Genomic DNA, 26,539 nt, shown 5'->3' with positions numbered 1-26,539 from the left:
TTCATTACTTAAAACATAAAGAAATACACATGGCTAATCACTTACTTATAGGGCTTGGTGGTACAGGTGGTAAGGTTATACGAGCATTTCGTAAAACCATTTACCAGGAATTCCGCAAAACAAAACCCGATAATGCTCACATAGGATATCTATATGTTGACTCTAGCGATGAGTTAATGGGATTAGAAGATCCAACGTGGAAGATCCTGGGTAAAAGCGTACAGCTAGGAGAAAACAGTAAGGTCCGAATAAAGGGTCAAAACCTTAGACCTGTTCTTAATTCCGTTGACCAATACCCTGGTATTCAGCCTTGGATCGGTGATCGAGCAGTTTGGAATGATGTGCTGGGAAGTATTGTTGGTGATGCCGCAGGCGGCCAAAAAAGACGACTAGGCCGTTTTCTTCTGTCTACCAATGTATCAGCAGTCAATAACGCTCTGAACGCCCAAGTTCAAGAGTTAGTAAAAAACTCACAAGACCCCAACGTAACGTTTCATGTATGCTGTGGCTTGGCAGGTGGCACGGGTAGCGGTACGGTTGTCGATATTGTAACTCAAATCCGAAGCAATTATCGTCCGTCTTATCCGGGTGAGTACCGTATCGTTATTTACGCTTTTTTGCCTGACGAGAAGCCAAAGCCTAACCGGGACATGACTGGCTTTTACCACGCTAACGGATATGCCGCTTTACGAGAATTGAACGCGCTAAGTATCGGCCAATTTAAACCTGTTGATTTATCTGCTAAGAACCCAAATCAACTTCAATTGGATTTACAAGACCCTTTCAATGGATGCTACTTATTTTCCAATAAGAACGAGAATGGGTACTTGGTTGATGTTGATAAGCGCTTACCTGACGTTATTGCGGATTTTCTCTATCAGAAGATAATTGCACTTGAAACTGTACAAGTCGTTGGTGGTCAAGATGAACACCCACAAGCAACATTAAGCCGTCAGGAAAATGCGGAGAATGGTGATAGTAGCCCGGAAACTTCTCCCAACGATCCCAACATCATGGAGCGCAGCAAGCGCTTTTTAACGTTCGGCTTAAAGCGAATTGCTATTCCAGAGGAAGAAATTCGGGAGTACACTACGTTGACGCTGGCGAATCAGGCAACCCAGCATTTGCTCTATAATAACTGGAACGATGATATAGGCTGGGACAACAAGCCTAAAAACATTGCCTATGCTTCTTACGTAGAAGACAAAGCAAACCTTGAAGCCTGGTCGCTTACCAATGAGCATTTAACCTACTCAAAAGGTATACTCGAAGGCGATAGGAATAACAAAAACTGGAAGCTAATTAGCGAATATTGGCAAGTAGTAGCTGCTCCCATGATGGAGACAGCTATGCAGCAAGATTGGTCGCAGTGGCTACGAGAGATTGAACGTCTATTCGCCGAAAAATTTGATAATGAGTATCGTGGAAATGGTGTAAAAAACTTTTACGCGCAAAAAGAATCTGCCAAAAGCGCCATTGCTCAGGAAATGAAGCAGCAGTTAGAAGCAAAGCTTATTGACCTGTGGCGCAATGGTGAGTTTTCAATGCACAACATCCAGCAAATTACTGAAGCATTGGGTGTGTGGGTTCTGAATAAGATTACCGAGACAAATGGAAGAATAACCAAAATCCGCGAAGAAATTCCCGCTGAAGAAGCCAAGATTAGTGCCAACAATAAAGAATACAGTAACATAGGGGTGTTAGCAAGAACAATGGGCAAGCATAAAAATATGCTGATTGCTCATACCGAGGTATTAACTCAGCTTTATAGACAACGTACCAATTTAGCAGGATGGGAGTTTGCCAAATCGTTGTTAGGAGCGTATAATCTTCAACTGGCAAATCTACAGAAAGACATTGCCAAGACTGTCCAAACGCTTGCCGTATCCATAGAAAGCTTTGATAACGGCCTCAAGGAGCGTTTACAGGATAAAGGGCTGGAGTTGAATGAGCATATCATTCGTTTTTACGACCGGGATAAAGTTATACAGGCTTTACCTGCGTTCGTCCTGAACAAAAATTTACAGCATACTACTGCCGGTAACGTTCGTAATCGACTCTTGAGTATTCTTGGCAACACACAGACCTTTGGCAATTTCAACGGTAAAATAAGTGATGTCGTTTTCCAGGATACGTTATCCGACGCATCAGAAGAAAATGCTGCGGTCTGGCACGATACGTTGCCAAAGCAACAGCAGTTTATGGGACAGAGTATCGTTCAGAAGTTACGCGAAGAATATGCAGGAAACGATCAGGCCCTCGTAGTTTTTGTCCGGGACATTGTCAAGCAGTCTGGTAGTTACCTACAATTTAACGCAGACGAGATCAATAAAAAGGGAGACGGTATTCCTAATAAACCGAGCAAAGTAGTAACCTACACGGTCATTATCCCCCATGCTCCGGAAGAGCAGGATTTTGTAAGCAAGTTAGAGGACGCATTTCGGCAAAACATATCAACGACGGGTAACGTAAGTGTATCGATCGTGCCCCAAAACGACCCCCGTCGTCAGCATGAGATTGTACTAATAACCGTCACAAATTTATTTCCACTACGGTTCGTAGGACAACTTAGCTATCTGAAAGAAGGCTATGACCGGCAGGTCATATACCATCCAAACGCTGGAGAAAAAGCAAAGAGCCGGATGATACTACATCTCGAAGGCGATGGCAGTCAACACCCTGACTTGTACGTCAAAACTATCACGCGAGACGAATATACACCGTATATGATACTTGCTCTTGCTATGGGGTTATTTACAGAATTAGAAGATGAGCGTGGGGTCAAGCAACTAGCCTTAGTACGTAAGGATGAAGATGGTTTTGACGAGGCTCCAATTTTCCTCGGTGCAGATTTACATCAGGCTAAGGAAAATATGCCCATCAAAGATCTAGCGTCTCTCAAGAAAGAAGTAGATCTCAAGCTACAGGGTGAATTTCTACAAGTAGCAAAGCGTGACGAGCTCAAAGCCAAAGTATTGTCGATCGCTGAGAAGTTCAAAGAGTCAAGAGGAGGTAGTGTAACCGATCCAGTTTATGCCGCTTTTAGAGATAATGGAAAGTTGGCTGTAACAATTCTAAAACAATAAAGCCTACCACTCATGAAAAAGTACATCTGTTTAAACCACGGTGAATGTAATTGGGCTGATGAGAAACCGCCAAGAGAGTTCTCTCTACCTGAAGGAGAGGAAAACGTCTGTCCTAATTGTGAAAGTACTAATCTTAAAGAGGTTATCCCTCCCGGGCCGCCTAGAGGAAGAATCGCTCTAATTGCTAGCGCTCTAGTATTACTAGCCGCTATTGCGTGGTTAATTTGGTTTCAATCTCAGCCACCACTAAAATTGAATGCTGAGATGAATTGTGAAACGGGCTTAATAACTTTAACTTCTACAGGGGGCAATGAAGAACCTATTACTTTTAGCGCCGACGGATTAAGCCTTGGTCAAGAGAATAATACTTTCAAGGTTCCTAGAAACCGCCGTAAAGGGAGTACTTTCACATTTCATGCTGAACAAAGTGGAAACACGGTTAATACTGAGTACACGACAGATTGCCCAGTTAAAAAATTACATTATCCTCCCGGACCAAAAGAGGAAGAAACTTCTCAAACTACAGTACGTCCTGCTGCTACATGGAGTAAAATTAACGGCAGCGATTTTTGCATTGATGACTGCGTAGTAGAATATACCGAACAAGACAATCTGGGTCATACCAGAGTACGTAGAGTTAGCAACTACGCCAAGTGTTGCCCAGCTGAAAACTAATTTTCTTCATAAAGCAAAAGGGGGCTGTTTCGAAACAGCCCCCTTTTGCTTTATGAAAATCTATCAAACCTACTCGTTCAGCTTCGAGCGGACGTAATCGTGCTCGGGCAGTAACGGCATGGTGTATAGGATCGTCTTGTTCCGTTCAAACGTCGGCTTGTCCAGGTCGGCGGTCGTATGGTAGTTCTTAACGAACATGTCCACCGTCCGGCGAATCAGATCGGCATCGCTGGGGCGCTCCTCTTCAACCAGCAGGTCTACCGGCTCCAGAACGGGAGGCTCGATTACAGGTAATGGCCGCTGTTGAGGCAGCATTACGTTTGTCGATTCAGGCCGCACAGTCATCGGTTCCATGATAGTATGCCCATTATAACCCGTATCCGTTGTCTTTTCATCGCCTTTTACCGTAACGCCAGTCGATGAATCAGCAGGCCCGGCGTCAGCGGTTTCTAGCACAGGTTCAAGCTCCGGCTCGTTTGTCGGAGCTTCGTCCTTCACCTCGGGCTCAATCTCTTCAACCTTCAGGTTCAGGTCGTTTTTCGGATCAGTTGTATTCTTCAACTGCTCCATCAGTGCCGTTGTCCCATCAAAGCCTGCGGCAATAATGGTAACCCGCAGTTTATCGCCCAGTTCCTTGTCAGTGATCGCACCAAACTTGAACATCCGGGCTTCCGTGTGGATTTTCTTAGCAACGTGCTCCGAAATAGCCATCTGCTCTTTCAGGAGCATGGCGTGTTCCTTACTCGATGCAATCGTCAGCAGGATACGCTTAGCGCCCCGAATGTCGTGATCGTTCAGCAGGGGCGAGTTCAGGGCGGCTTCAATAGCACGGAGCGCCCGGTCCTCACCACCTATTTCGGCGGATCCCATTACCGACTGCCCGGCCTGTTCGAGCACTTTCTTAACATCGGCAAAGTCAGCGTTGATATCCCCCTGCGTCGTGATAATCTCGGCGATACTTTTTACAGCATTGGCCAGTACGTCATCAGCGTGGGCATACGCTTCAGTCCAGGTCAGTTCGCTATACAGTTCAGCCAGTTTATCGTTCAGCACGACGAGTACCGTATCGCAGCTCTTTTTCAGCTTCTCGATCCCTTCCCGGGCCTGTTCTTTTTTGTCGATACCTTCGTACCAGTAGGGCGCTGTCACGACCGCTACCGTCAGCATACCCATTTCGCGGGCAACTTCGGCCACTACGGGGGCAGCCCCCGTACCGGTACCACCGCCCATACCCGCCGTAATGAAGACCATTTTGGTGGGTGGAGCCAGCAGATTCCTTATTTCTTCGATGCTGGCGCGGGCCGCATCCTCGCCCGCTTTAGCTTCCGTTCCTGCGCCCAGACCATCGCCCAACTGGAGTTTTATCGGGACAGGGTTACTCATCAACGCCTGCCGATCGGTATTACAGATGGCAAAATTGACATCCTTCATGCCCATGTCATGCATGTGCTTGACGGCGTTGCCACCCATACCGCCAACCCCAACAACTTTAATAATTGCTTTGTTGTCTTCGGTCTGCTCGAATCTAAAGCCTTGACTAAGTATCATTTCGACCTCTGGTGTCTTTATGTTTTACAAATACTGTGTGGTCACTACAAACTCCGAACCGGAGTCTCCACGCTCGGGTCTCAATACGTGTCGGTCTCGCTGCCGCGTGTTGGCTGCAAAGCTTCTTTCAGCCAGCCCAGCCAGCCACCGGATTTCTTTTCCTTTTCGGGCTCACGCTCCGGCACAACGGGTTTCTCACGTCCACTTGGTGCCGATGTGCCATATGTCGGCCGTGGCGCAGGATTTTCGGTGTGAGTCGTCCGGTTGGGGTCACTTATGAACGAGATCCGGTTGTCAATGGTTTTGTAGCCTGCCCAGACTAAGCCGACAGCTGTAGCGTAAGCAGGATCACCAACCAGGTCAGCCCGTCCGTTTGGCTCCAGGTGCTCAGGATAACCAACGTGAACTTCTTCCATTCCCGTTACGCGGACAAACACCTGTTCAATTCCCGGAATCAGGGCCGAACCACCGGTCAGGACAACCCCCGCCAACAGTTTACCTTCGTAGCCAGAACGGATAATTTCAGCCTGTACCAGTGCTGCAATCTCCCGTAACCGATCTTCGATGATGAGCGCTACGTTTTTCAGCAGTACGTCCTTAGGTTTCCGATTGCTCAGTCCCGGGACAGCCACCACCTCGTTGAGGTTGTACTCGGCTGGGTCGGCGTTACCAAAGCGTTTTTTCAGCTGCTCGGCCTGCTCGGGCATGATTTTGCAACCCGCCTGAATGTCCGAGGTCAGACTGTTACCCGCCCAGGGGAACACGGCTACGTGCCGCAGCACCCCCCGGTAATAAATAGCCAGTTCAGTCGTACCGCCACCGATATCGACCAGCGCTACACCCGCATTCTTTTCTTCGTCCGTCAGCACCGCCAGCCCCGACGCCAGTGCCGACAGCATCATGGTGTCCTGCATCAGATTATTGCGGGCAATGCATTTACGAACGTTGCGGGCTGCGTTGGCCTGTGCGGTAATCAATTGAAAATCAGCGCCCAGTTTTACCCCGTTCCGACCAACCGGCTGTTTGACATTCGTTTCCCCATCGACCGTAAAGTCCATGGGCAATACGTGAATAATCTCTTTGTCGGCCGGGATCGACGTCCGGTACATGTCAAACAGCAGATGGTTGATATCTTCCATCTGAATCTCGTCGCCCGATGAGGAGCGAGTGATATTACCGTTTGATTTAACGGACGTTACGTGCGCTCCGCTAAAGCTTACGTTTACCAGCTGAATGTTCAGATCCGACTGGTTCGAGGCTTCAGCAACGGCGCGCTTAATGGCATCGACCGTATTGTTGACGTTCACTACCGATCCTTTGGTTACCCCATCGGTTAGCGTAGTTTCGCCAACGCCCAGCACTTCGAGCGTTTCCTGTTCTTTGTTGTTGCGTATTACCCGACCGGCTACAGCACATACTTTTGTGCTGCCAATATCCAGTCCTACTACGATCTTATCGTCCATACCTATATCTGTCATTCACACACGATCTGATTACGGTACTGAACGCTTACCCGCTTATACCGGTCCCAGCCTTTGGCAGGCAATACATCCGTGTAAACTAATTTCAGTTTCTTAAATTTTGCGTCCAGATCGACTGGCAATCCGAACTCGATCTGGTGGCTGCCGATCTGGGGCCACATGGTAACGCTCCCCTCTTCGTCCACCGCCAACTCATTAATCTGCGCCCGCCAGAACGGATCCTGCTGAATATACGTCAGCAGGGTCAGCAATGGCTGGTTCTTTTCGTTCACTAACGAACGATTCTGGCGGAAGTACTCTCCCGTCAGAATGGGTACGCGGGCTGCATAGTTCATCGACAACGGAAAAAACCGTCCTTCTTCACTGACGTATTGGCCCGACATGGCTCTAACTTCTTCACCGGAAGCCATTAATCGGGCTACCGGGCGAGGCTGTTCAATCGTGACGAGCAAATTTCCCATCAGGTCACGCGAAACCTGACATTTTTTCACCAGTCCGTGCTGTAACAACCGTTGTTCCAGTTGGCGGAAATCAACCTCATCATACGGTTTTCCGATGATGGGATCAGCCCCTTCGTTAGTCAGATATCCCCGGACATCCCGGCTCGTTAGAAACCGGTGTCCATCGATCTCATCCAGATGAATAACAACCGCCTGAACGTGCTTCTGCCCCTGTTGAATTTCGGTGAAAGCGATAAGCCCGAACACGCAGCAAATGCCGCCGATGGTCAGAGCCCACTTTCTGGTCGAATTAAAGGTAGAGAACATCCGTAAATATGCTAAGTTGTCAAACAAATATTTTTATCTATTGGTCTCTAATTCTGATTTTAATACCGGCAACAACTGATCAATGTCTCCAGCGCCGATTGTGACCAGCAATGACGGCCTGAGCGATCGAATCAATGAAGGTAGTTCAGTTTTTGTACTTTTTTCCTTTTTCTTCGCCTGAATTTTCTCAAAAATCAAATCTGACGTCACGCCTTCAATCGGTTGTTCACGCGCCGGGTAGATATCCAGCAGAATTACGTGGTCGGCCAGCGACAGACTCTCGGCAAAACCGTCAGCAAAATCGCGCGTTCGGGTAAACAAATGCGGTTGAAAAATAGCTACTACGTCACGATCCGGATACAACGCCTTTACCGATGATAAAAATGCGTTTACTTCGGCCGGATGGTGCGCATAATCGTCAATCAGAACGGCCTCCTCGGTTTTGAGAATGTAATCAAACCGGCGCTTTACCCCCCGGTAACTGGCCAGCGCTACCTTGATGGCTTCGGGCGTTACGCCCAGTTCGAGTGCGACAGCTCCGGCGGCAATGGCATTTTCGACGTTATGGAAGCCGGGCACCATTAGACAGATGTCGCTGATTACCCCGCCGGGGTAAACCAGATCGAATCGGAACGTTGCCTCATCAACGTGCAGATTCTGGCTGTAGTAATTCCCACTTTCGAGCGAATAAGGCCGAACCTGCGCCTTTGTTTTATCGGCTAGAGCCAGGCCCTGTTTCATGAACAGTACTCCATCTGACTCGATCTGGCTGACGTATTTACCAAACGATTCCAGCACGGCGTCATGCGCTCCGTAAATGTCCAGGTGGTCGGCATCGGTCGACGTAACGACAGCCAAATGCGGAAACAGCGTCAGGAAAGACCGGTCAAACTCATCGGCTTCCACGACGCAAACCACCGAGCGCAGGTCTTCGGCGGGCTCGTTCAGCAGGAAGTTCGTACCGTAGTTAGCCGTAATACCGCCCAGAAAAGCCGCGCAGTTTACGCCCGAATCCCGCAGGATGTGGGCGACCATCGACGAGGTTGTAGTTTTGCCATGCGTACCGGCAATCCCGACTGTTTTCATCTGTCCGGCAATCAGACCTAATACCTGCGACCGCTTTTGCAGCGTAAAACCGTTTTCGGTCAGGTAAATGTATTCGGCGTGCGTTTTGGGAACGGCGGGCGTATAGATCACCAGCGTTTCGGCCGGGTTTTCCCGGAACGAAGCCGGAATCTGTTCAACGTCTTCGGTAAAGTGGATGGTCATGCCTTCGGCTTCCAGTGCCTCTGTCAGTTGCGTCGGTGTTTTGTCGTAGCCAGCCACGGCATACCCGTTAATGCGAAACCAGCGCGCCAGGGCACTCATGCCAATGCCGCCAATTCCCAGAAAGTAAGCGTTCTTGATTGTATCTAATGTCATAGCTCAGTTGACGATCCGTATGAACACGTTCATTCTGTTCATCGCGATCCTGTTGGCTCTTTACTTCACCAGTTTTCGTACTTCTTCCGCAATTTCCCGCGCGGCATTGGGTCGGGCCAGCGTTTTGATCTGTCGGCTTAACTGCTGCCGCTCCAATTCGTTGTTCAGCAATGCCAGAGCCGCCGGAACCAGTTCCTGCCGGGCTGTTCGGTCGTTAACCAATAGTGCTGCCTGCCGGTCGACCAGACTCATAGCGTTCTTGGTTTGATGATCTTCAGCCGCCGTGGGCAGTGGGACCAGAATGGCCGGGCGACCGACCAGACATAACTCCGATACCGACAGCGCCCCCGCCCGCGACACCACAGCATCGGCCACAGCATAGGCTTTGTCCATGTCGTAGATAAAGTCATACGCTTTGATCAGCGGAGAGCCCAGTGTGGCAACAGCCGCGCGTGCCCGCTCGATAAACGCCGTTCCCGTCTGCCAGACCACCTGCACACCCGCATCGACGAATTGCGTCAGACCCGCTTCCAGGCTTTCGTTCAGGGTTCGGGCTCCCTGACTACCGCCAATAACGAGCAGCGTTGGGCGACCCGCTTCCAGACCGAACAACTGCCGTCCGGCCTCAACCTGCTGGTCGGCAAACTGAATATCACTACGTACCGGGTTACCGGTCATTTTCACTTTTTCGGCCGGGAAGAATGCTTCCATCCCTGGATAGGCTACGCAAATACGCCGGGCCCAGCGGGCCAGCGCTTTATTAGTGATGCCGGCATAGGAGTTCTGCTCCTGAATCAGCGTCGGTACGCCTTTCAGCGAAGCTGCCAGCAGCAGCGGCCCACTTGCGTATCCGCCAACGCCCACCGCTACGTCTGGTTTGAAATCGCGCACGATCTGCTGCGCCCGCAGAAAACTACGACCCAGTTTAATCGGGAAAGCCAGATTCGCCAGCGTCAGTTCGCGCTTGATGCCTACCACCGGCAGTCCCAGAATCTGGTAGCCAGCCCGGGGCACTTTTTCCATTTCCATCTTTCCTTCCGCACCGACAAACAGAATCTCGGTCGTTGGGTCCAATGTTTTAAGTTCGTTCGCGATGGCAATAGCCGGGTAAATATGTCCGCCGGTTCCGCCCCCGCTGATGATTACGTTCATAGGTGTTCCTGAATAACTGCTGCCCTCTTATGTAACGGGCCTATCGACTGTCGGCAATGGCCCGTTCATCGGCCTCACCCCGGCTAACGCTCAGGACAATCCCGATCGAAAGTCCGGTAAAAATGAGTGAGGTTCCCCCCATGCTAAGCATCGGCATCGGCTGACCGGTTACAGGAGCCAGCCCAATGGCCACGCACATGCTGGCAAACGCCTGGAAAACAATGCTGAATGTTAATCCTACTGATAGCAACCCGCCAAAGGGTCGACTGGTTACGCGAATGGCTCGAATCCCTCGCCAGAGAAACCACAAATAGGCCAGCAGCACCGGAATACCACCCAGCAATAAACCATATTCTTCAACAATAATGGCGTAGATAAAATCGGAGAAGGGGTTCGGCAGGGTATTACGCTGGTGACTATTACCCGGCCCCTGCCCCATCAGCCCACCATTAGCCAGCGCGATATACGACTGCTCGACCTGGTACACGATGGTATCAGAATCCATAAAGCTTTTTACCCGGTTGGTCGCCGTGCCAAACCGTTGCCCCAGAATTAATCCCAGCCCTCCCAGAACCACACAAACGACCACCATGATGGTCAGGTATCTGGTTGGTACCCGCCCTATATACATCAGCAGAAAGCAGGTGGCTGCCAGCAACAGAGCAGTTGACGTATTGGACAGAATAATGAGCGAACAGATAATGCCGATCCACACGATGAGACTTAGCAGCACCTCCGGGTTGTTCATGATCTTCTGCCGTTTGGCCAGCATGGCCGCCAGATTGGAAATCAAAGCCAGTTTGGCCAGATCGGAAGGCTGGAAAGTCTGTCCAATGATCGGAATGGTTACCCAGCGCGATGCGTCGTTCAGGTTTGTGCCTTTGAAGAAGGCCCACAGCAGCAGCGGAATAGACAGCCAAAGGCCAAATTTCGATAGTTTGGCGTATACGACATAGTTAAACCGGTGGGCAAAATAGGTGCAGGCTACCCCAACCAGTAACAGGAGACCATGTTTGAACAGAAATGCCTCGGTATTGCCGTCCAGTTCGCGGAACGCCTTGGTGCCGGTTGCGCTGTACACAACCAGAATACTCATGATAGACAGGTAGAGAACGATCCACCAGATTTGGCGATCACCTTTCAGGTGCGTACGGAGCCACTCGCGGAGAGCCATAGTAGGTAGAAGTTGTTAGGGCGTTCGGAATAGATGATGAGTTTGTATTGACTAGCCTGCGGTCACCATCGACTGAACAATGGCTTTGAATTGATTGCCCCGGTCTTCGTAGTTTTTGAACAGATCAAAGCTCGCACAGGCGGGCGACAGCAGCACTACGTCACCGGGTGCGCTCAGCGACCGGGCCTGGACAATGGCGTCCTCCATCGACCGGCTTTCGCGAATCTCTGGAATCTTACCGGCGAAATACGTCAGCAGTTTCTGGTTGTCAATTCCCAGGCACACCAGCGCTTTGACGTGCTGCTGCACCATTTCGTCCAACTGCTGATAATCGTTGCCTTTGTCCTGACCACCCGCAATCCAGACCGTAGGTGCTTCCATGCTGGAGAGCGCGTAGAAAACTGAATCGACGTTCGTCGCTTTGGAGTCGTTGATGTACTGCACCCCGTCGACCGTTCCCGCCGGTTCGAGCCGATGAGCCGCATTGGTGAAGGTTTTCAATCCCGCTACAATAGCCTCGTTCGAAATACCCAGCGACTGCGCGACGAGAATAGCCGCCAGTGAGTTGATCGCATTATGCGGACCACGTAACGTCGTTTCGGTTTGTGGTAACGTCAGTTGCTGACCATTGGCCGTTGCTACCAATTGGCCATCGGCCAGGTAGCCTCCTTTTGCAACGTTTGTTTCCAGCGAAATAGGCAGCTGCCGCACAACAGGCTGGCGTTTGGCCAGTTCGGTTAGGACCGGGGCGCTTTCCTGAAAGTAGATAAACGTATCGTCGGGCCGGGCGTTTTGTATGATCCGGAATTTGGACTCGACGTAATTCTGAAAATTATAGCCGTACCGGTCCAGGTGATCGGGCGTAATATTCAACAGCACCATCATATCCAGGTGAGTATCGTACATATCGTCCAGCTGAAAACTGCTTAGTTCCAGAACGTAATAGTCAGCTTTTGTGGTAAGCACCTGCCCCGCAAAGCTGTCCCCCACGTTACCTCCCAGCCCAACAGTCAAGCCCGCCGATTTGAGCAGATGATACGTCAGCAGGGTTGTGGTTGTCTTCCCATTGCTGCCCGTAATCGCAATGAGTTTGGCGTCGGTGTAGCGAGCCGCAAATTCAATTTCGGAGATGACGGGCGTTCCCTGCGCACGCAGTTGCTGAACCAGCGGAGCAGTGGAGGGAATACCAGGACTTTTGACAACTTCGACCGCATCCAGAATCCGGGATTCGGTATGCTGGCCTTCTTCAAACGGGATACCCGCTTCGATCAGTCGTGCCCGATATTTCTCGTTCAGCGGACTCCGATCCGACAAAAAAACGTCAAATCCGTTAGCTTGCGCCAGTAATGCCGCGCCAACGCCACTTTCGCCCCCCCCTAAAATTGCTAATTTCACTCCTGCCATAATCAACCAATACGAACAACAAAATAACGCATAAATAAAGAAGCCCCGGTTACGAGCCGGGGCTTTTCCTTGAACTTTCTCGGTTTCGTTTACTCCTTGGCTATTGAGTTAGAAACGCGAAGACGGTTTGCCAGCTTGACAATCAGAAACACCACCCAGGCAATGATCAGGAACTGGAGCACCGTATTAACGAAATTACCGTAACGAATGGCGACTTCCGGCGTTGTGCCGACGGCTTCTTTCAATACCCACTTCAACTGACTAAAGTCGATACCGCCAATAATCAGCCCCAGAATTGGGTTGATGATGTCCTCTACCAGTGAAGTCGTGATCTTACCAAAGGCCGCGCCAATGATGACGCCAACGGCCAGATCCAGTACGTTTCCTTTCGCAATAAATTCCCGGAATTCATTCAGCATAGACAGAATAGGTTAAGTGAATCTTTGATTTGTTTATCAGGTGGTTAAGCTATTATATAGGAAGCAAAAACCAAAATAGCGTCACTTAGCCGTCGCCTTCTTTTTCTTTTCGCGGAACGTGCTGACATTGTACAGCAACCCGACAGCCAGGGTTTGCTGAAGTTGTAATGACGGGCTGTAGTCCTTGTCGAGCAAAGCGATAATACCGAACGTAGTACTGATATAGCGGGTTACTTTTGCGGTTACGGTCAGGTCAATGCGGTGATCAATAGCGTTCAGCGTTTGATAGTTGGCATACATCAGGTACTTGGCATTGACACTGATATTATCCGTTACGTTCTTGTTCAGTGTCGCCTGCAGCTGAAGAGCCAGCCACTCCGTTCGGACGCGTCTGCCGGGTCGCACACCATATACCGTAGCTGTCGGGTCCCGAATGTACAGCGTATCGCCCTGATTTCGATACCGGACGTCGTTGTCCAGCAGAAACGTAAACCGGGGCGAAAAGGGACTAAGCCGCACCGACAGCCAGGTTTGTGGCTTATAGGCTAGCCCCCACGCCAGACTGAGCTGACCGGGGCTCAGAAAGTTGGATATTTTGAGCTGGGTTTGCTCCGGGGCGAGTTTGGTGTATTGATAACCGGGCGCAAAATAGGAGGAGAACGTGCTGGAAAAGAAATAGTCCAGCACGGGCGACGCTTTCAGGCCCACCGCTGATGTTATTAAAATCTGATCGGATGATTTACGGCGGACGCCTTCCTGCGTGATATAACCCAGTTGAAAATCGCCGGTATTATCCCAGGACCACTGCCCTTTCATGTAAAGCGCCCGGGCTGAGACCGTGCTCCCCAGCGCAATCGAATTAATTCCGCCCCCCGACCAGTTCGTGAACGAAGCCTGGTTCAGGTTAATGCCGCCACTAAATGATCGCTGCCAGTAGGTTGTATCGAATTTGATTTTGACAACCAGGGTATCCTTGAAGTTTTTTACTACAGTCGTATCCTGAGCAAGAGCCCCGTAACTGATGAGCCAGGCCAGCAGAAAATGTAACGTTCCTTTCATAAGTACTATCAATAAAAAAGCCCGGCTAAATTACCGGGCGATTAGTTCACGCTACGCAATACGTTGTCGTTTTTAATGCTACTCCGTCGTTTCCTACTGAGAATTTCGCGATCAGACAGCGTCGACAGAGGTCTTTTTAGAAGACCTCTACTTTTTTTGTCTGCAGCGTTTGCAATGGAAATACCGTTATGGTATCTCCCGTCTGCAGCGTTACAGACGTAGCGTCGATCTTGATAATTTCGCCTTTTACATCATCGATCTGGATAACCTGCCCCTCCCGGTATTTATTCTTGGAATAGAACGAAGAGATAATATTGGCCATCACGTCGCGTGAGGCAATCCCGTAGCCAATGGCAAAAGCAAAGATGACCCCACCAATGATCAGGTTAAAACTTGACTCCAACAGCTCGGTATTGATTCCCGCCTGACCCAACGCGTTGATCAACGTGATAACCAGAAAAAATGAGAAGACAATCGTGCCAAGCATTCGGCCCGCGCTGATGTTAAACGAGTCGCACAGGTTGATGATAAATTTTTTCAGGCCTTCGGAGATAAACAGCCCAACCACCAGCATCAGGCCGGCAACGATCAGTTTGGGAATCAGGTTCGTAACCCCCAGTACCAGATCGGTCAGAGCCGCTACGCCCAGCATTTCGGCCGCGGCTGTAGCAAAGATCAGCACGATAAAAAAGTAAAGCACCTGGGCTAGTATAGTACTGACCTTAATATCCGTGTTGAGCTTTTTTACCAGATCAATCTCGTTCAGTTGTTCACCTATTTTATCAATACCTACCTTACTCAGTATGGTCTTGACAACCGTTCGCACTAGCTTGGCAACGAGCAGCCCCAGTGCCAGAATAACAATCGCACTGATTAGCCGGGGGATGAAATTGACCAGTTGGTTGATCAGGCCAACCACAATGTTGATCAGAATTTCCTGAAGATTAGGTACGTTATTCATGTGAGTTACGGTTGGTTGTCCCGCTCAGGTACTAACCCGCTCAGGAAAGTAGTAAAGGCTGGAAAAATGTCGTACGTATAGATTTCCACAACCTGTAATGCGTTGCGAATCAAGTCAATTTCGGCAACAAGCTCGTTTTTCAGATTTGGCGGACAGCTTGCCTCCGGTTCAATCTCTTTGAATGGGTTATTTTCCATAATGATTTATCGGAAAGGCCAGCGAATCGTAAACGATGCTTTAATGGCAAGCAGCAACCAGAAGATTGCCCCTTCCAGGTAGTAGCGCCGGAGTTTTTCACGCAGTCGTTTCAGTCGCATCTTGACGGCACTTTCGGTTAGTCCGTTCAACGTAGCGATTTCCCGAATGCTGATATCGTCCTGATATTTCATCAGCAGCAGCGCCTGCTCCTCGGGCGATAATTGGTTCAGGGCGACCTGAAGTCGTTTTGCCTCCATCTCGGCAATTTCGGCCATATCGTCCGATTCGTCCTCAAACCGATCCCAGCCTTCCTCCATGTATACCTCCCGACGGGACTGCGGAGATCGTACCTGATCGGTGCAGTAATTATAAGTAATGGAATACAGCCAGGTCGAAAACTTGGCCTGCTCGCGAAAGCCCCCCAGCTTGACAATCAGTTTCAGGAAAATGTCGTGCGTAAAATCTTCGGCCCGAACCGGATCTTTGGTAAACGACAAACATTTGCGGTACACTTTGTCGCAGTAGCGCTCGTATAAACGCTCAAAATAAGCGTTCCGCTGGGTGTCAATGTATAAACGGACTAGCTCCTCGTCCGATAGATTTTTCATTTTATACGGTGGTGGTCGTTGTGACGGACCTCATTAGTAAAAGTAACGCAGAAGCGCGGCTTTACCGCTGGAGCTTCACGTTTGGCCGTAAAAAAGCCCGGCCGCATTGCTGGGGCCGGGCTTTTCATCAATACGTTTGTTATTAACCGATAGCAACCCGTTTGAAGTCCGATACGGTCAGTCCTTTACTGGTTTTGTCCAGCAGTTGCGCAATCGTCAGCGAGCTGTCTTTTACGAACTCCTGGTTGAGCAGCGTGTTCTCTTTGTAGAACTTGTTCAGCTTACCCATCGCGATTTTTTCCAGCATCGCTTCTGGTTTACCTTCCTGACGAGCCTGCTCTTTACCGATTTCGATTTCACGCTCAACGATCGTAGCGTCAACACCATCTTTATCCAGAGCAACTGGTTTCATAGCCGCAATCTGCATCGCTACATCTTTACCAACTTCCGTTACGTCGGTTCCGTTGGTGTTTGCCAGCGCAACCAGTACGCCAAGCTTACCATTCGAGTGGATGTACGACACAACTTTGTCGGCCGTTACGGTTTCGAACGAAGCAACGTCGATTTTTTCACCGATTTTGCCCATCAGGTCCGTAATGTGATCCTGCAGTGTCCGACCGTCTGCCTGTGGCGTAGCCAGCAACGTAGCTTTATCAGTTGCATCCGTGCTAACAGCCGCATCCATAACCGCTTTCGCCAGGTTCTGGAAATCGGCAACTTTCGATACTGGTTCGGTTTCGCAGGCCAGTGCAATCACTTTGCCTGATTTACCGTCTTCGCTTACGTTCGCCAACACAATCCCTTCGGCAGTTGCATTGTCAGCCCGTTTGTCAGCTATTTTCTGGCCCTGCTTACGCAGAACTTCTTTTGCTTTTTCAAAATCGCCGTTGGCTTCGGTCAGGGCTTTTTTACAGTCCATCATACCGGCTCCGGTCTCTTGCCGAAGTTTGTTTACGTCAGCAGCAGTAATTGCCATAATAATCGTTGGTTGTTGATTAATTTTTCAGAATATTTCTGGTAATCAGTCAATTGCAATGTAAAAATGCAATAGCCCATAGCGGCTGGCTACGGGCTATTGCGTTGACGTTACGTACCTGCAATTGATTCGAGTTCTTCACAGTTCCGTAACCGCAACGGCGAACCGTTATGTATGAATTAAGCTTCCTGCTCATCTTCAGCCACGGCCGCTGGCGAACCAGTTGCTTCGGGCTTAGGATCCAGTTTGCTTTCGTCTTCAGCACGAGCCTGAACGAGGTCTTCGTTCCGCTTCGCTTCTTCTTCTTCCTGAACGCGCTGATCGTCTTTATCCTGCTTGCGCTCCATCAGACCTTCTTCGATTGCCTTACCGATAGCAAGGGTAATCAGCGAGATTGATTTGTAAGCGTCATCGTTAGCTGGGATAGCGAAGTCAACTTCTTCTGGGTTCGAGTTCGTATCGCACATGGCGAATACGGGGATACCCAGACGGTGAGCTTCAGCCACGGCGATGTGCTCGCGTTTTACGTCAACGATAAACAGCGCTGCTGGCAGACGGGTCAGGTCGGCAATACCGCCCAGTACACGCTCCAGTTTCTCTTTATCACGGGTCCGGGTCAAACGCTCCCGCTTGGCGATACTTTTGACGGTCTCCTCGTCTTTCAGCATCTTATCAAGCGTTTGCATTTTCTTCAGCGACTTGCGAATGGTAGCGAAGTTCGTCAACATACCGCCCTGCCAGCGATCGGTTACGTACGGCATTTTCAGGCGTTTTGCTTCTTCCGAAACAATTTCCTGAGCCTGTTTCTTCGTTGCCACGAACAGCACTTTCCGGCCGGACCGAACGATGCCTTTCAGCGCGTTCGACGCTTCATCAAGAGAAGCCAGTGTTTTGTTCAGGTCAATAATATGGATACCGTTCTTCTCCATGAAAATGTATGGAGCCATCCGCGGATCCCATTTGCGCGTAAGGTGGCCAAAATGCACCCCGGCGTCTAATAGGTCTTTATATTCGATTTGTGCCATTTTCGTAATGAAAAATGAATGTGTTTATTGATACGCAGCACCACCCGTCGGCATCATCTAAGGGCAGTCTGGACAAATAAGGCAACGGGGTTGGGGCATAGGGCGAAGGGTAAATAACCCCCAGTCCAACGCGCACAGCCCTGTACCAATTAGCGTTTCGAGAACTGGAACCGGCGACGGGCTTTTTTCCGACCTGGTTTTTTCCGTTCAACCATACGCGAATCCCGGGTCAGGAAGCCTTCTTTCTTGAGGGCCGACCGGTTTTCTGCGTTCATTTCAACAAGAGCCCGGGCGATGGCCATCCGGGTAGCTTCAGCCTGACCGGCTACACCACCACCACGAACGTTGACTTTTACGTCGTATCCACCCACACCGTTAACGGTTGCGAACGGTTGATTCAAGATAATTTGCAGAACCTCGGTTGGGAAATACTCTTTGTAGTCTTTTCCGTTTACCGAGATGGCCCCGCTGCCCGCCGACATATAGATGCGGGAGATAGCAGTTTTACGGCGGCCAATGGTGTTAATACGATCCATTCGTCTGTGCCTTAAAATTTAACGACTTTAGGTTGCTGCGCGTCGTGCGGATGGCTGTCGCCGGTGTACACGTGCAGGTTGGTAAACAATTTGCGACCCAGCCGATTTTTAGGCAGCATGCCTTTCACGGCGTGTTCGATTACGCGCTCGGGATGCTTTTCCAGCAACAACCGGGGCGTAGCGAACCGTTGACCGCCGGGATAACCCGTGTGGCGGACGTAAATCTTGTCAGTCATCTTCGAGCCCGTCAGGCGAACCTTGTCGGCATTGATGACAATTACGTTGTCCCCGCAATCAACGTGGGGCGTGAAGTTGGTTTTGTGTTTGCCGCGGATCAGGCTTGCGATCTGGCTGGCCAGCCGACCAAGCACTTCGCCCTGAGCGTCAACCACAACCCATTCCTTCTGCGCCGTTTCTTTGTTGGCAGAGATGGTTTTGTAACTGAGCGTATTCACTGTTATGGAGACTAATTAATTGATTTCTACTGCTTTACTTACGCCAAGGCGTACCCGTCTTTCAAACGGGAGTGCAAATATAGACGTTATGTGGCTGAAAAACAAAGGAATGCCTGATATTTCGTCCCTACCGCAGTTTCAACGTAACGAGGGTTAGAACCGCCAGCATGATTCCTACGATCCAGAAGCGGGTAACGATCTTCGCTTCGTGGTAGCCTTTTTTCTGGAAATGGTGGTGCAGGGGCGACATCAGGAAAATTCGACGGCCCTCGCCGTACTTCTGTTTTGTGTACTTAAAGTAGCTGACCTGGAGAATGACGGATAAATTCTCGACCAGGAAAATACCACACATCGACGGAATCAGGAGTTCTTTCCGAATGGCCAGTGCCAGTACGGCAATAACGCCCCCCAACATTAAGCTACCCGTATCGCCCATAAACACCTGAGCAGGATAGGAATTGTACCAAAGGAATCCTACACAGGCTCCGACAAAGGCAGCACAAAAAATCACCAACTCCCCTGCATTGGGAATGTACATGATGTTGAGATACTGCGAAAACACTTTGTTCCCTGACAGATAAGCCAGTACCCCCACCGTCAGCGCAATGATTGTCGATGTTCCTGCAGCAAGGCCATCAATTCCATCGGTAATGTTGGCTCCGTTCGATACGGCCGTAATGATGAAAATGCAGACGATAACGTAGATAATCCACGTGTAACTATCGGGGAGCAAGCCAAAAAGCAGATCGCTGTAATCAAACTCATTATTCTTTACAAAGGGCACCGTCGTGAGCGTCGACTTGATGTCGGTGTAGACATCTGGTACGTTCGAAGTATTCAACAGCCGGGGAGCATAGACCCGGATTTTAACGTAATCATTGAAGTAGAGCGTAAGACCCACAATCAGCCCCAGCCCAATCTGGCCTACAACTTTGAAGCGGCCTTCTAATCCCTCTTTATTCTTTTTAAATACTTTGATATAGTCATCCAGGAAACCAATCAGCCCCGTCCAAACGGTCGACACCAAGGCTAGAATCACATAAACGTTAGACAGCTTGGCAAATAACAGAGCTGGTATCAGCAGCGACGCCAGGATGATGAAGCCACCCATGGTTGGTGTACCCCGTTTCTGCAACTGACCTTCTAGGCCCAGATCACGGATAGACTCGCCGATCTGCAGGTTGCGTAGCGTATCGATGATCCGCCGGCCAAAAATAGCCGCAATCAGCAACGAGCAGATAACGGCTCCAAGCGCACGGAACGAGATGTATTGGAAAACCCCGGCCCCCGGAAAGTCGTAGCGTTCGTCCAGAAATTGAAAAAGGTAATAGAGCATTTTTTAAAGAGCGAAAGAGTGAGCGAGCGAAAGAGCGATTACGGACTGGTGGTACTTTTGCAAAAGTATTCGCTCTTTTAGTCTTTCGCTCTTTCGTTCTTTAAAAATGCGTCCCGCAGGACGGCGCGATCGTCGAAATCGTATTTAACGCCGTTGATTTCCTGATACGTCTCGTGCCCTTTGCCCGCTACCAGGATAATGTCGTGCGGCCGGGCCAGCGAAACGGCTTTCTGAATGGCTTCGTGCCGGTCTTCGATGGTCATGGTCTTCTTAAAATCAACCGGCGGCACACCGGCCAGCATCTGCTCCAGAATAGCCATCGGATCTTCGCGCCGGGGATTATCAGACGTGAGAATGATCTGATCGCTATACCGGCAGGCAATCTCTGCCATAATCGGACGTTTTGCCGCGTCGCGGTTACCGCCACAACCGACTACCGTAATGATTCGGGGCTGGTGCTCCTGTTCATCGGTTTGCCGCAGTTCGCTAATGGTTTCGAGTACGTTTTGCAAGGCATCAGGGGTGTGCGCGTAGTCGACAATGCCAACGATTTTATTATCGGAAACGACCTGTTCAAACCGGCCGGGCGGAGGAGTAATCCCCGATAACGTCGTCAGTACCTCTGCTGCGTCTTCGCCCAGCAGCGTGGCCGTTCCGTAAACGGCGAGTAGATTGTAGGCATTGAAGCGACCAATGAGCTTAAACCATACCTCCTGATCGTCGACCAGCATATTCAGCCCGAACAAACTGTCGGCCAGAACTTTGCCCTTGAACGTAGCCAGCGTTTGCAGGGAATATGTTTCTTTGCGGGCGGCTGTATTCTGCAGCATAACCAGTCCCCGTTTATCGTCTACATTGGTCAGCGCAAAAGCCGAAGCGGGCAACTGATCGAAGAAGCCTTTTTTGGCCCGGATGTAGTTGTCGAACGTACCGTGGAAATCAAGGTGGTCGTGCGTAATGTTCGTAAAAATTCCCCCGGCAAAGGTTAGTCCTGTAATACGTTCCTGCACAACCGAATGTGAACTCACTTCCATGAACACATGCGAGCAACCATATTCCAGCATCTGTGTCAGCAGTTGGTTGGTTGTAATCGCGTCGGGGGTTGTGTGCGTCGCCGGAATGACCGTATCCTCAATCTGATTTTGCACCGTCGATAGCAGGCCGCAACGGTAACCAAGCGCCCGAAACAAGCGAAACAACAACGTAGCAACCGATGTCTTGCCATTTGTTCCTGTTACGCCCACCAGTTTGATTTTCTTTGAAGGCTGATCATAGAAGTTGGCGGCAATCAGGCCCATTGTCCGCGCCGAGTCCTGCACCCGGATATAAGCCACACCGTTTTCTGTCGCAGGGGGCATCTCTTCGCATAGAATCGCCGACGCCCCCTGCTGAATGGCGGTATCGATGAAGGAATGGCCGTCTGACACGGTACCGCGTACCGCAATAAACAAACTGCCCGATCCCACCTTGCGGGAGTCCATTGTCAGGTTCGTTACGTCGGTAGCCATATCGCCCGAGGTGGCCAGCAACGGAATTTTATAGAAAAGGTCTTTTAGTTGCATTAGTCCAGACAGAGGTATCCCCTACTTGTTGCTGCAAAAAAACAGGTTGGTCGCGGTTCAACCTAATTTTAATGTTAGTTCCTGGCCTTCGCTACCAACCGGAAACGAACGCCCTGCCGCTTGGCTGCTGCTGTCATTTGTCGTACTGGAGAAATCTCATTTTAACATTTTCCCTCAGCAGCAGGTTACACGAATCGTCCTTATTTTCAACACGATGAAGAGGCAAATTCTTTTTTATACAGCGGCTTTGTTTAGTCTGCTCGTAAGTTGCCAGCAGGCAAAACAACAAGAGAACACGGCTAGTGCTGACAGCGCATCGGCCGCCGTACCGACAATTGGTAGTCCGACCCTGCTTTATACGCTGCCTGATAAATACAATACCCCTGATGGATTAGCACTTGCTCCGGATGGTTCCGTTTATCTATCCGTTCCTAACCTGGCAAATAATGATTACCCTGGTGTACTTCTGAAATTTGCGGGCGACTCACTCCAGTTTTTTACCAGTCTTCCTGCCCAGCCTCAGACGAAGCATGCCTGCCCAATGGATATGGCATTCGGTCCCGATGGCAACTTGTATTACGCCGAAAATCAGTATGAAAACGACAAAGATTATAAGTCAAGACTGATGCGGATTACCATGCAGGACGGGAAACCAGTCCGTATTGAGCCAGTAGTTGTTAATCTGGCGCTGGGTAATGCGGTCGTTTGGAAGGGTAATACAATTTATGTGACCGACAGCCAGTGGGACATGCCGGATAACGATAAGGGCAGTGCCGTTTTTCATTTCACGCTTAATGAGATGAACAAAGGGCTAATCCAGTTAAAACCCAAAACGATGGACCCGCATATCCTGGCTACTTTTACAACACAGGTTAATGAAACGGGCGTTGATAATGGCGCCGATGGTCTGGACTACGACAGCAAAGGAAATTTTTATACCGGCTCTTTTGGCGATGGTACGCTGTATAAGCTAACCCTCAAACCCGATGGCAGTCTGGCGTCCAACGAAAAAATGAAACTAAGCCAGCCGATCTCCTGTGTAGACGGCCTGATCGTTGACCGGAAAACGGACAAGCTGTATATCTGTAATTCCCGCACGAACGCTATCCTAACCGTAACGTCTGATGGCAAGGTTAGTACGCTTGCTCAGAACGGTGATACCGACGGTGCCGATGGCCGATTGGACCAGCCTGCCGAAGTACTCCTGAAGGGAAATCGACTTTACATTTCAAATTACGACAACCCGGAAAAGCATTTCGTCAATACAAAAGCGGATAAGGTGCATACCATGTCCTACATTGATCTGCCGCGCTGAACGGCACGCCAACAAAAAAGCCCGGCTCTACCAGAGCCGGGCTTTTTGCCGATAGTACTACAATTGCTGCACGACTAGTTTCCGCCAGCGGACTTTGATACCACCGCCGTCGTGAATCTGTAAGGCAATCGAGCCGTCGGCCTGTCCAATCTTTTCGTCGTGCATATCCACCATTGGCTTACCGTTAAGAAACGTCTGCACGTGGTCGCCCTCTACCCGAATGCGCATGGTATTCCATTCACCGGGTTTTAAGATCGATTCTTTTTCATCCGGAATTTTTTCCAACCATCCCCGACCATATGATTCGTAGATACCGCCCGTATCATGGTTGGGCGGGGCAACCTCAACCTGCCAGCCGCTTATCTTCGTACCTTCGATGCTGGAGCGAAAAAACACACCGCTATTCCCGTTGGCTTCCTGCTTGAACTGCAGCGACAGATCGAAGTTTTTGTAGGGCTGTTCCGTTGCTAGGTAACCGTATTGTTTATCAGGACCACTCTCACAAACGAGTTCGCCTTTGTCAACGTACCATTTTTCGGTACCATATACCTTCCAGCCAGACAGGTTCTTGCCGTTAAACAGCGTTGTCTTAACTTTTTTCGTTTGTGCAGCGGTCAGAAATAGGATCAGCGCAGCGGCCGCAATCAGTAATCGATTCATGCAGAGGTTGTTTTAGTGGTTTTAACGGTTTTTTATTAACACGCAAACGGGCGAGGGAACGGCAATGGTCTGTCCCGAATACGTCAACTTACCCGTTTTGGCATCTCGACGAAACAGGACAATATTATCAGAATTCTGATTAGCAGCAAACAAGTAATTGCCTTTAGGATCAATCAGGAAGTTACGGGGGTCTTTTCCCATCGTTGACTCGCTGCCGACTTTAGTGAGCATTCCGTTTTGGTCAATAGCAAAAATAGCCAGCGTGTTCTCCCCCCGATTGGATTGATACAGGAATTTACCCATTGGGTCAACGTGAATATCAGCGCTGGTATTTTTTCCATTAAAATCATCAGACAGCGTCTTGACCCCATCCTGCACCAGGCTTAATTCATCTGTAGCCGTGTTCCGGCGAAATACAGCCACTGACGAAGTCAATTCTTCTGCCAGATAGGCAAACTGACCGTTGGGGTGGAACGTAAGGTGGCGCGGCCCCGATCCTGGTTTTACCGCCACGAAAGGGGGCTTAGCCGATTCTACGGTAGCCGTCAGCGCATTAACACGTAGCTGATTGACCTGGTCCGTACCGAGGTCTGACACGTAAACGGTTTTGTTGCTGGGTGACAGAATAGCGGAATGAACGTGCGGTTTCTCCTGCCGTTGCTTATCCGGTCCGTTGCCTACGTCGATCACACTATCACTGGCTGCTGCCAGTTTTCCGTCTTCCAGCACAGGCAGTACAGCCAGGCTTCCTCCACCGTAGTTGGAAACGAATACCGTTTTTCCGGTCCTGTCAATACTGACGTGACACGGTCCACTGCCCAGCGAGGATTGTGAATTGAGAAACGTCAGCTTACCTGTCTTAGCGTCGATGGCATACGCACTAACCGCGCCCGCTTTGTTTGGTCCGCTTTGGCTGCCTTCGTTGACCGAGTAGAGGTAATTGCCGGAAGGATGCAGCGCCAGAAACGATGGACTTTTTGAGTTGCCTATAGTCTGTATCTGCTGCATCTTGCCCGTCTTTCGGTCGAACTCATACACATAGATACCTTCGCTGCCCCGAACCGAGTAGGTGCCCACGTAGATAATTTCTTTCTGCGCCAATGCGCTCAAATAGTTCATCACGCCCAGTAAGCTGAGCACCAGCAGTCGTTTCATAATAGAGTTAGCAAGGGTTATAGACAATCAAACCCGACTCCGGTAAAGGTAGTCGGGTTTTGATTGTTACTTATCATAGTAAGCGCGGAGCAATTACATGTTAATGGCCCGGTTGTCGGTAGCCGCCAGGCAGGCTTCTTTGAACGCTTCCGTATAGGTTGGGTGGGCATGCGACATCCGCGATACGTCCTCGGCTGAAGCCCGGAATTCCATCGCAACAACGGCCTCGGCAATCATGTCAGCCGCCCGTGGACCGATGATATGAACACCCAGGATTTCGTCAGTTTCCTTGTGCGCTAGCACTTTTACCAGTCCGTCGATGTCCATACTTGCCCGCGCCCGACCCAGCGCTTTAAACGGGAACGAGCCGGATTTATAAGGAATACCCTGTTGTTTCACCTCTTCTTCCGTGTAACCAACGGCTGATACTTCAGGCCAGGTGTAAACCACGTTCGGAATCAGGCGGTAGTGAATATGTGGTTTCTGACCAACAATGGTTTCGGCAATAAACGTACCTTCTTCTTCGGCTTTGTGGGCCAGCATCGCTCCCCGAATAACGTCGCCCAGAGCGTAAATGTGCGGTACGCTGGTGCGCAGATTATCGTCTACCTCAAGCTTACCCCGGCTGTCGGTTTTCAATCCGGCAGCTTCCAGATTCAGACCATCCGTATAAGGACGACGACCAACCGATACCAGGCAGTAATCCCCCGTTAGGGTAATCTGTTTCGGTCCGTCGCCACGGCCGTCGGGCGTATCAACGCTTACCTCGACTTCTTCCCCTTTGTTTTCAACTTTAGTCACCTTGTGGTTAAAATAGAAGTCGGCTCCCAGCTTTTTAACCGCTTTCTGGAGTTCTTTGCCCATCGTCTTATCCATCGTTGGAATCATTGAATCAGCAAACTCCACAAACGACACTTTACCACCCAGACGAGCATATACCGAACCCAGTTCAGCCCCGATCACGCCCGCACCAATAATGATCAGGTGTTTGGGAACTTCATTTAAAGCCAGCGCTTCGGTCGACGTAATGATGCGTTTTTTATCGATCGGCATTGACGGGAACGACAAGGGTTTCGAACCCGTGGCGATCACGATATTTTTACCTTTGATAACCTGTTCCGAGCCGTCTTCTTTGGTAATTTTAATTGTATGGGGATCAACGAACGAGCCTAGGCCATGTAGTTCGTCGATTTTATTCTTCTTCATCAGGAACGCAATTCCTTTCGTCGTCTGATCAACAACGTTCTGTTTACGGGCAATCATTTTGCCTAAATCAACCTGCAGATCATTTAGACTAATGCCGTGATCAGCAAACGAATGGGCTGCGTTGTAATAATGCTCCGACGAATCCAGCAACGCCTTCGACGGGATACAGCCCACGTTCAGGCACGTTCCACCGAGGGCAGGGTATTTCTCAATAATAGCGGTTTTCAGGCCAAGCTGGGCGCAACGTACCGCTCCGGTATAGCCGCCTGGTCCTGAGCCAATGATAATTACGTCGTATTCCATAAGGATAATTAGTAGCTATAATAGAAGCAATGTGGCTGCAAATTTGGTTCAGAATT

At 50.0% G+C, this 26,539-nt stretch carries 24 protein-coding genes; 3 read left to right on the top strand and 21 right to left on the bottom strand.

Annotated elements, in window-relative coordinates:
- The first annotated feature begins 29 nt into the window (after window positions 1–29).
- Window positions 30–3,086, top strand: a complete 3,057-nt coding sequence (locus HU175_RS05325; protein WP_176565601.1) for a tubulin-like doman-containing protein — start codon at window positions 30–32, stop codon at window positions 3,084–3,086.
- 12 nt (window positions 3,087–3,098) lie between these two features.
- Window positions 3,099–3,761 carry a hypothetical protein gene (locus HU175_RS05320; RefSeq protein ID WP_176565600.1) on the top strand — a complete coding sequence of 221 codons (663 nt, stop codon included), beginning with the start codon at window positions 3,099–3,101 and terminating at the stop codon, window positions 3,759–3,761.
- Between the two features lie 69 nt (window positions 3,762–3,830).
- Here the strand turns inward: HU175_RS05320 and ftsZ are convergent, their stop codons facing one another.
- The 18 genes from ftsZ to HU175_RS05230 all read right to left on the bottom strand — a co-directional run bounded on the left by ftsZ (window position 3,831) and on the right by HU175_RS05230 (window position 21,844).
- Entirely contained in the window at window positions 3,831–5,309 is a 1,479-nt protein-coding gene (ftsZ, locus tag HU175_RS05315) for a cell division protein FtsZ (RefSeq protein WP_410528582.1), read from the bottom strand.
- 80 nt (window positions 5,310–5,389) lie between these two features.
- Window positions 5,390–6,772 (bottom strand): cell division protein FtsA, encoded by a 1,383-nt coding sequence (gene ftsA, locus HU175_RS05310; RefSeq protein ID WP_228724328.1) that lies wholly within the window; start codon window positions 6,770–6,772, stop codon window positions 5,390–5,392.
- A gap of 11 nt (window positions 6,773–6,783) precedes the next feature.
- Window positions 6,784–7,557 (bottom strand): cell division protein FtsQ/DivIB, encoded by a 774-nt coding sequence (locus tag HU175_RS05305; protein WP_176565598.1) that lies wholly within the window; start codon window positions 7,555–7,557, stop codon window positions 6,784–6,786.
- A 33-nt stretch (window positions 7,558–7,590) separates the two neighbouring features.
- A complete protein-coding gene (gene murC, locus HU175_RS05300) occupies window positions 7,591–8,979 on the bottom strand; it encodes a UDP-N-acetylmuramate--L-alanine ligase (RefSeq protein ID WP_176565597.1) in 1,389 nt (462 codons plus the stop codon).
- 60 nt (window positions 8,980–9,039) lie between these two features.
- Window positions 9,040–10,131 (bottom strand): undecaprenyldiphospho-muramoylpentapeptide beta-N-acetylglucosaminyltransferase, encoded by a 1,092-nt coding sequence (gene murG, locus HU175_RS05295; RefSeq protein ID WP_176565596.1) that lies wholly within the window; start codon window positions 10,129–10,131, stop codon window positions 9,040–9,042.
- A gap of 40 nt (window positions 10,132–10,171) precedes the next feature.
- Window positions 10,172–11,305 carry an FtsW/RodA/SpoVE family cell cycle protein gene (locus tag HU175_RS05290; protein ID WP_176565595.1) on the bottom strand — a complete coding sequence of 378 codons (1,134 nt, stop codon included), beginning with the start codon at window positions 11,303–11,305 and terminating at the stop codon, window positions 10,172–10,174.
- Between the two features lie 51 nt (window positions 11,306–11,356).
- Window positions 11,357–12,709, bottom strand: a complete 1,353-nt coding sequence (murD, locus tag HU175_RS05285; RefSeq protein ID WP_176565594.1) for a UDP-N-acetylmuramoyl-L-alanine--D-glutamate ligase — start codon at window positions 12,707–12,709, stop codon at window positions 11,357–11,359.
- A gap of 89 nt (window positions 12,710–12,798) precedes the next feature.
- The gene (mscL, locus tag HU175_RS05280) at window positions 12,799–13,128 is read right to left on the bottom strand and encodes a large-conductance mechanosensitive channel protein MscL (protein WP_176565593.1); all 330 of its coding nucleotides are present in this window, start codon (window positions 13,126–13,128) and stop codon (window positions 12,799–12,801) included.
- Between the two features lie 81 nt (window positions 13,129–13,209).
- Window positions 13,210–14,187 (bottom strand): DUF3078 domain-containing protein, encoded by a 978-nt coding sequence (locus HU175_RS05275; RefSeq protein WP_176565592.1) that lies wholly within the window; start codon window positions 14,185–14,187, stop codon window positions 13,210–13,212.
- 136 nt (window positions 14,188–14,323) lie between these two features.
- Window positions 14,324–15,148, bottom strand: coding sequence for a mechanosensitive ion channel family protein (locus HU175_RS05270; protein ID WP_176565591.1), 825 nt, complete (start codon window positions 15,146–15,148; stop codon window positions 14,324–14,326).
- A gap of 5 nt (window positions 15,149–15,153) precedes the next feature.
- The gene (locus tag HU175_RS05265; RefSeq protein WP_176565590.1) at window positions 15,154–15,345 is read right to left on the bottom strand and encodes a hypothetical protein; all 192 of its coding nucleotides are present in this window, start codon (window positions 15,343–15,345) and stop codon (window positions 15,154–15,156) included.
- A gap of 6 nt (window positions 15,346–15,351) precedes the next feature.
- The gene (locus HU175_RS05260) at window positions 15,352–15,954 is read right to left on the bottom strand and encodes an RNA polymerase sigma factor (RefSeq protein WP_176565589.1); all 603 of its coding nucleotides are present in this window, start codon (window positions 15,952–15,954) and stop codon (window positions 15,352–15,354) included.
- Between the two features lie 142 nt (window positions 15,955–16,096).
- Window positions 16,097–16,930 (bottom strand): translation elongation factor Ts, encoded by an 834-nt coding sequence (gene tsf / locus HU175_RS05255; protein ID WP_176565588.1) that lies wholly within the window; start codon window positions 16,928–16,930, stop codon window positions 16,097–16,099.
- A gap of 179 nt (window positions 16,931–17,109) precedes the next feature.
- Window positions 17,110–17,955, bottom strand: coding sequence for a 30S ribosomal protein S2 (gene rpsB / locus HU175_RS05250; RefSeq protein WP_176565587.1), 846 nt, complete (start codon window positions 17,953–17,955; stop codon window positions 17,110–17,112).
- Between the two features lie 149 nt (window positions 17,956–18,104).
- The gene (rpsI, locus tag HU175_RS05245; protein WP_176565586.1) at window positions 18,105–18,491 is read right to left on the bottom strand and encodes a 30S ribosomal protein S9; all 387 of its coding nucleotides are present in this window, start codon (window positions 18,489–18,491) and stop codon (window positions 18,105–18,107) included.
- 11 nt (window positions 18,492–18,502) lie between these two features.
- Window positions 18,503–18,946 (bottom strand): 50S ribosomal protein L13, encoded by a 444-nt coding sequence (rplM, locus tag HU175_RS05240; protein ID WP_176565585.1) that lies wholly within the window; start codon window positions 18,944–18,946, stop codon window positions 18,503–18,505.
- 127 nt (window positions 18,947–19,073) lie between these two features.
- The gene (gene mraY / locus HU175_RS05235; protein ID WP_176565584.1) at window positions 19,074–20,282 is read right to left on the bottom strand and encodes a phospho-N-acetylmuramoyl-pentapeptide-transferase; all 1,209 of its coding nucleotides are present in this window, start codon (window positions 20,280–20,282) and stop codon (window positions 19,074–19,076) included.
- 77 nt (window positions 20,283–20,359) lie between these two features.
- The gene (locus HU175_RS05230) at window positions 20,360–21,844 is read right to left on the bottom strand and encodes a UDP-N-acetylmuramoyl-L-alanyl-D-glutamate--2,6-diaminopimelate ligase (RefSeq protein ID WP_176565583.1); all 1,485 of its coding nucleotides are present in this window, start codon (window positions 21,842–21,844) and stop codon (window positions 20,360–20,362) included.
- A 214-nt stretch (window positions 21,845–22,058) separates the two neighbouring features.
- On the opposite strand from HU175_RS05230, the gene HU175_RS05225 reads away from it, so the two are divergent.
- Window positions 22,059–23,159: an SMP-30/gluconolactonase/LRE family protein gene (locus tag HU175_RS05225; RefSeq protein ID WP_176565582.1), complete on the top strand. Its 1,101-nt coding sequence runs from the start codon at window positions 22,059–22,061 to the stop codon at window positions 23,157–23,159.
- Window positions 23,160–23,216: 57 nt separating this feature from the next.
- Here HU175_RS05225 and HU175_RS05220 read toward each other — a convergent pair whose 3' ends face one another.
- The 3 genes from HU175_RS05220 to lpdA all read right to left on the bottom strand — a co-directional run bounded on the left by HU175_RS05220 (window position 23,217) and on the right by lpdA (window position 26,483).
- Entirely contained in the window at window positions 23,217–23,819 is a 603-nt protein-coding gene (locus tag HU175_RS05220; RefSeq protein WP_176565581.1) for a DUF1080 domain-containing protein, read from the bottom strand.
- A 21-nt stretch (window positions 23,820–23,840) separates the two neighbouring features.
- Complete coding sequence (locus tag HU175_RS05215) at window positions 23,841–24,974, bottom strand: lactonase family protein (protein WP_176565580.1); 1,134 nt, start codon at window positions 24,972–24,974, stop codon at window positions 23,841–23,843.
- Between the two features lie 93 nt (window positions 24,975–25,067).
- Window positions 25,068–26,483, bottom strand: a complete 1,416-nt coding sequence (gene lpdA, locus HU175_RS05210) for a dihydrolipoyl dehydrogenase (RefSeq protein ID WP_176565579.1) — start codon at window positions 26,481–26,483, stop codon at window positions 25,068–25,070.
- Between the last annotated feature and the right edge of the window lie 56 nt (window positions 26,484–26,539).

Origin of the sequence: Spirosoma sp. KUDC1026, from assembly GCF_013375035.1 — a bacterium.
Classification (GTDB): domain Bacteria; phylum Bacteroidota; class Bacteroidia; order Cytophagales; family Spirosomataceae; genus Spirosoma.
The sequence above is the reverse complement of the archived record's forward strand: the minus strand, read 5'-3'. Positions and strand labels throughout refer to the sequence as shown.

Excerpts from the sequence above, each read along its gene's own strand:
- rpsB (WP_176565587.1), bottom strand. The coding sequence starts at position 17,955 with ATGGCACAAATCGAATATAAAGACCTATTAGACGCCGGGGTGCATTTT.
- HU175_RS05220 (WP_176565581.1), bottom strand. The coding sequence starts at position 23,819 with ATGAATCGATTACTGATTGCGGCCGCTGCGCTGATCCTATTTCTGACC.
- lpdA (WP_176565579.1), bottom strand. The coding sequence starts at position 26,483 with ATGGAATACGACGTAATTATCATTGGCTCAGGACCAGGCGGCTATACC.
- HU175_RS05290 (WP_176565595.1), bottom strand. The coding sequence starts at position 11,305 with ATGGCTCTCCGCGAGTGGCTCCGTACGCACCTGAAAGGTGATCGCCAA.
- mscL (WP_176565593.1), bottom strand. The coding sequence starts at position 13,128 with ATGCTGAATGAATTCCGGGAATTTATTGCGAAAGGAAACGTACTGGAT.
- HU175_RS05305 (WP_176565598.1), bottom strand. The coding sequence starts at position 7,557 with ATGTTCTCTACCTTTAATTCGACCAGAAAGTGGGCTCTGACCATCGGC.
- HU175_RS05270 (WP_176565591.1), bottom strand. The coding sequence starts at position 15,148 with ATGAATAACGTACCTAATCTTCAGGAAATTCTGATCAACATTGTGGTT.
- HU175_RS05325 (WP_176565601.1), top strand. The coding sequence starts at position 30 with ATGGCTAATCACTTACTTATAGGGCTTGGTGGTACAGGTGGTAAGGTT.
- ftsA (WP_228724328.1), bottom strand. The coding sequence starts at position 6,772 with ATGGACGATAAGATCGTAGTAGGACTGGATATTGGCAGCACAAAAGTA.
- HU175_RS05230 (WP_176565583.1), bottom strand. The coding sequence starts at position 21,844 with ATGCAACTAAAAGACCTTTTCTATAAAATTCCGTTGCTGGCCACCTCG.
- murG (WP_176565596.1), bottom strand. The coding sequence starts at position 10,131 with ATGAACGTAATCATCAGCGGGGGCGGAACCGGCGGACATATTTACCCG.
- tsf (WP_176565588.1), bottom strand. The coding sequence starts at position 16,930 with ATGGCAATTACTGCTGCTGACGTAAACAAACTTCGGCAAGAGACCGGA.
- HU175_RS05225 (WP_176565582.1), top strand. The coding sequence starts at position 22,059 with ATGAAGAGGCAAATTCTTTTTTATACAGCGGCTTTGTTTAGTCTGCTC.
- HU175_RS05275 (WP_176565592.1), bottom strand. The coding sequence starts at position 14,187 with ATGAAAGGAACGTTACATTTTCTGCTGGCCTGGCTCATCAGTTACGGG.
- HU175_RS05215 (WP_176565580.1), bottom strand. The coding sequence starts at position 24,974 with ATGAAACGACTGCTGGTGCTCAGCTTACTGGGCGTGATGAACTATTTG.
- HU175_RS05265 (WP_176565590.1), bottom strand. The coding sequence starts at position 15,345 with ATGGAAAATAACCCATTCAAAGAGATTGAACCGGAGGCAAGCTGTCCG.
- ftsZ (WP_410528582.1), bottom strand. The coding sequence starts at position 5,309 with ATGATACTTAGTCAAGGCTTTAGATTCGAGCAGACCGAAGACAACAAA.
- mraY (WP_176565584.1), bottom strand. The coding sequence starts at position 20,282 with ATGCTCTATTACCTTTTTCAATTTCTGGACGAACGCTACGACTTTCCG.
- HU175_RS05260 (WP_176565589.1), bottom strand. The coding sequence starts at position 15,954 with ATGAAAAATCTATCGGACGAGGAGCTAGTCCGTTTATACATTGACACC.
- murC (WP_176565597.1), bottom strand. The coding sequence starts at position 8,979 with ATGACATTAGATACAATCAAGAACGCTTACTTTCTGGGAATTGGCGGC.
- murD (WP_176565594.1), bottom strand. The coding sequence starts at position 12,709 with ATGGCAGGAGTGAAATTAGCAATTTTAGGGGGGGGCGAAAGTGGCGTT.
- HU175_RS05320 (WP_176565600.1), top strand. The coding sequence starts at position 3,099 with ATGAAAAAGTACATCTGTTTAAACCACGGTGAATGTAATTGGGCTGAT.
- rpsI (WP_176565586.1), bottom strand. The coding sequence starts at position 18,491 with ATGGATCGTATTAACACCATTGGCCGCCGTAAAACTGCTATCTCCCGC.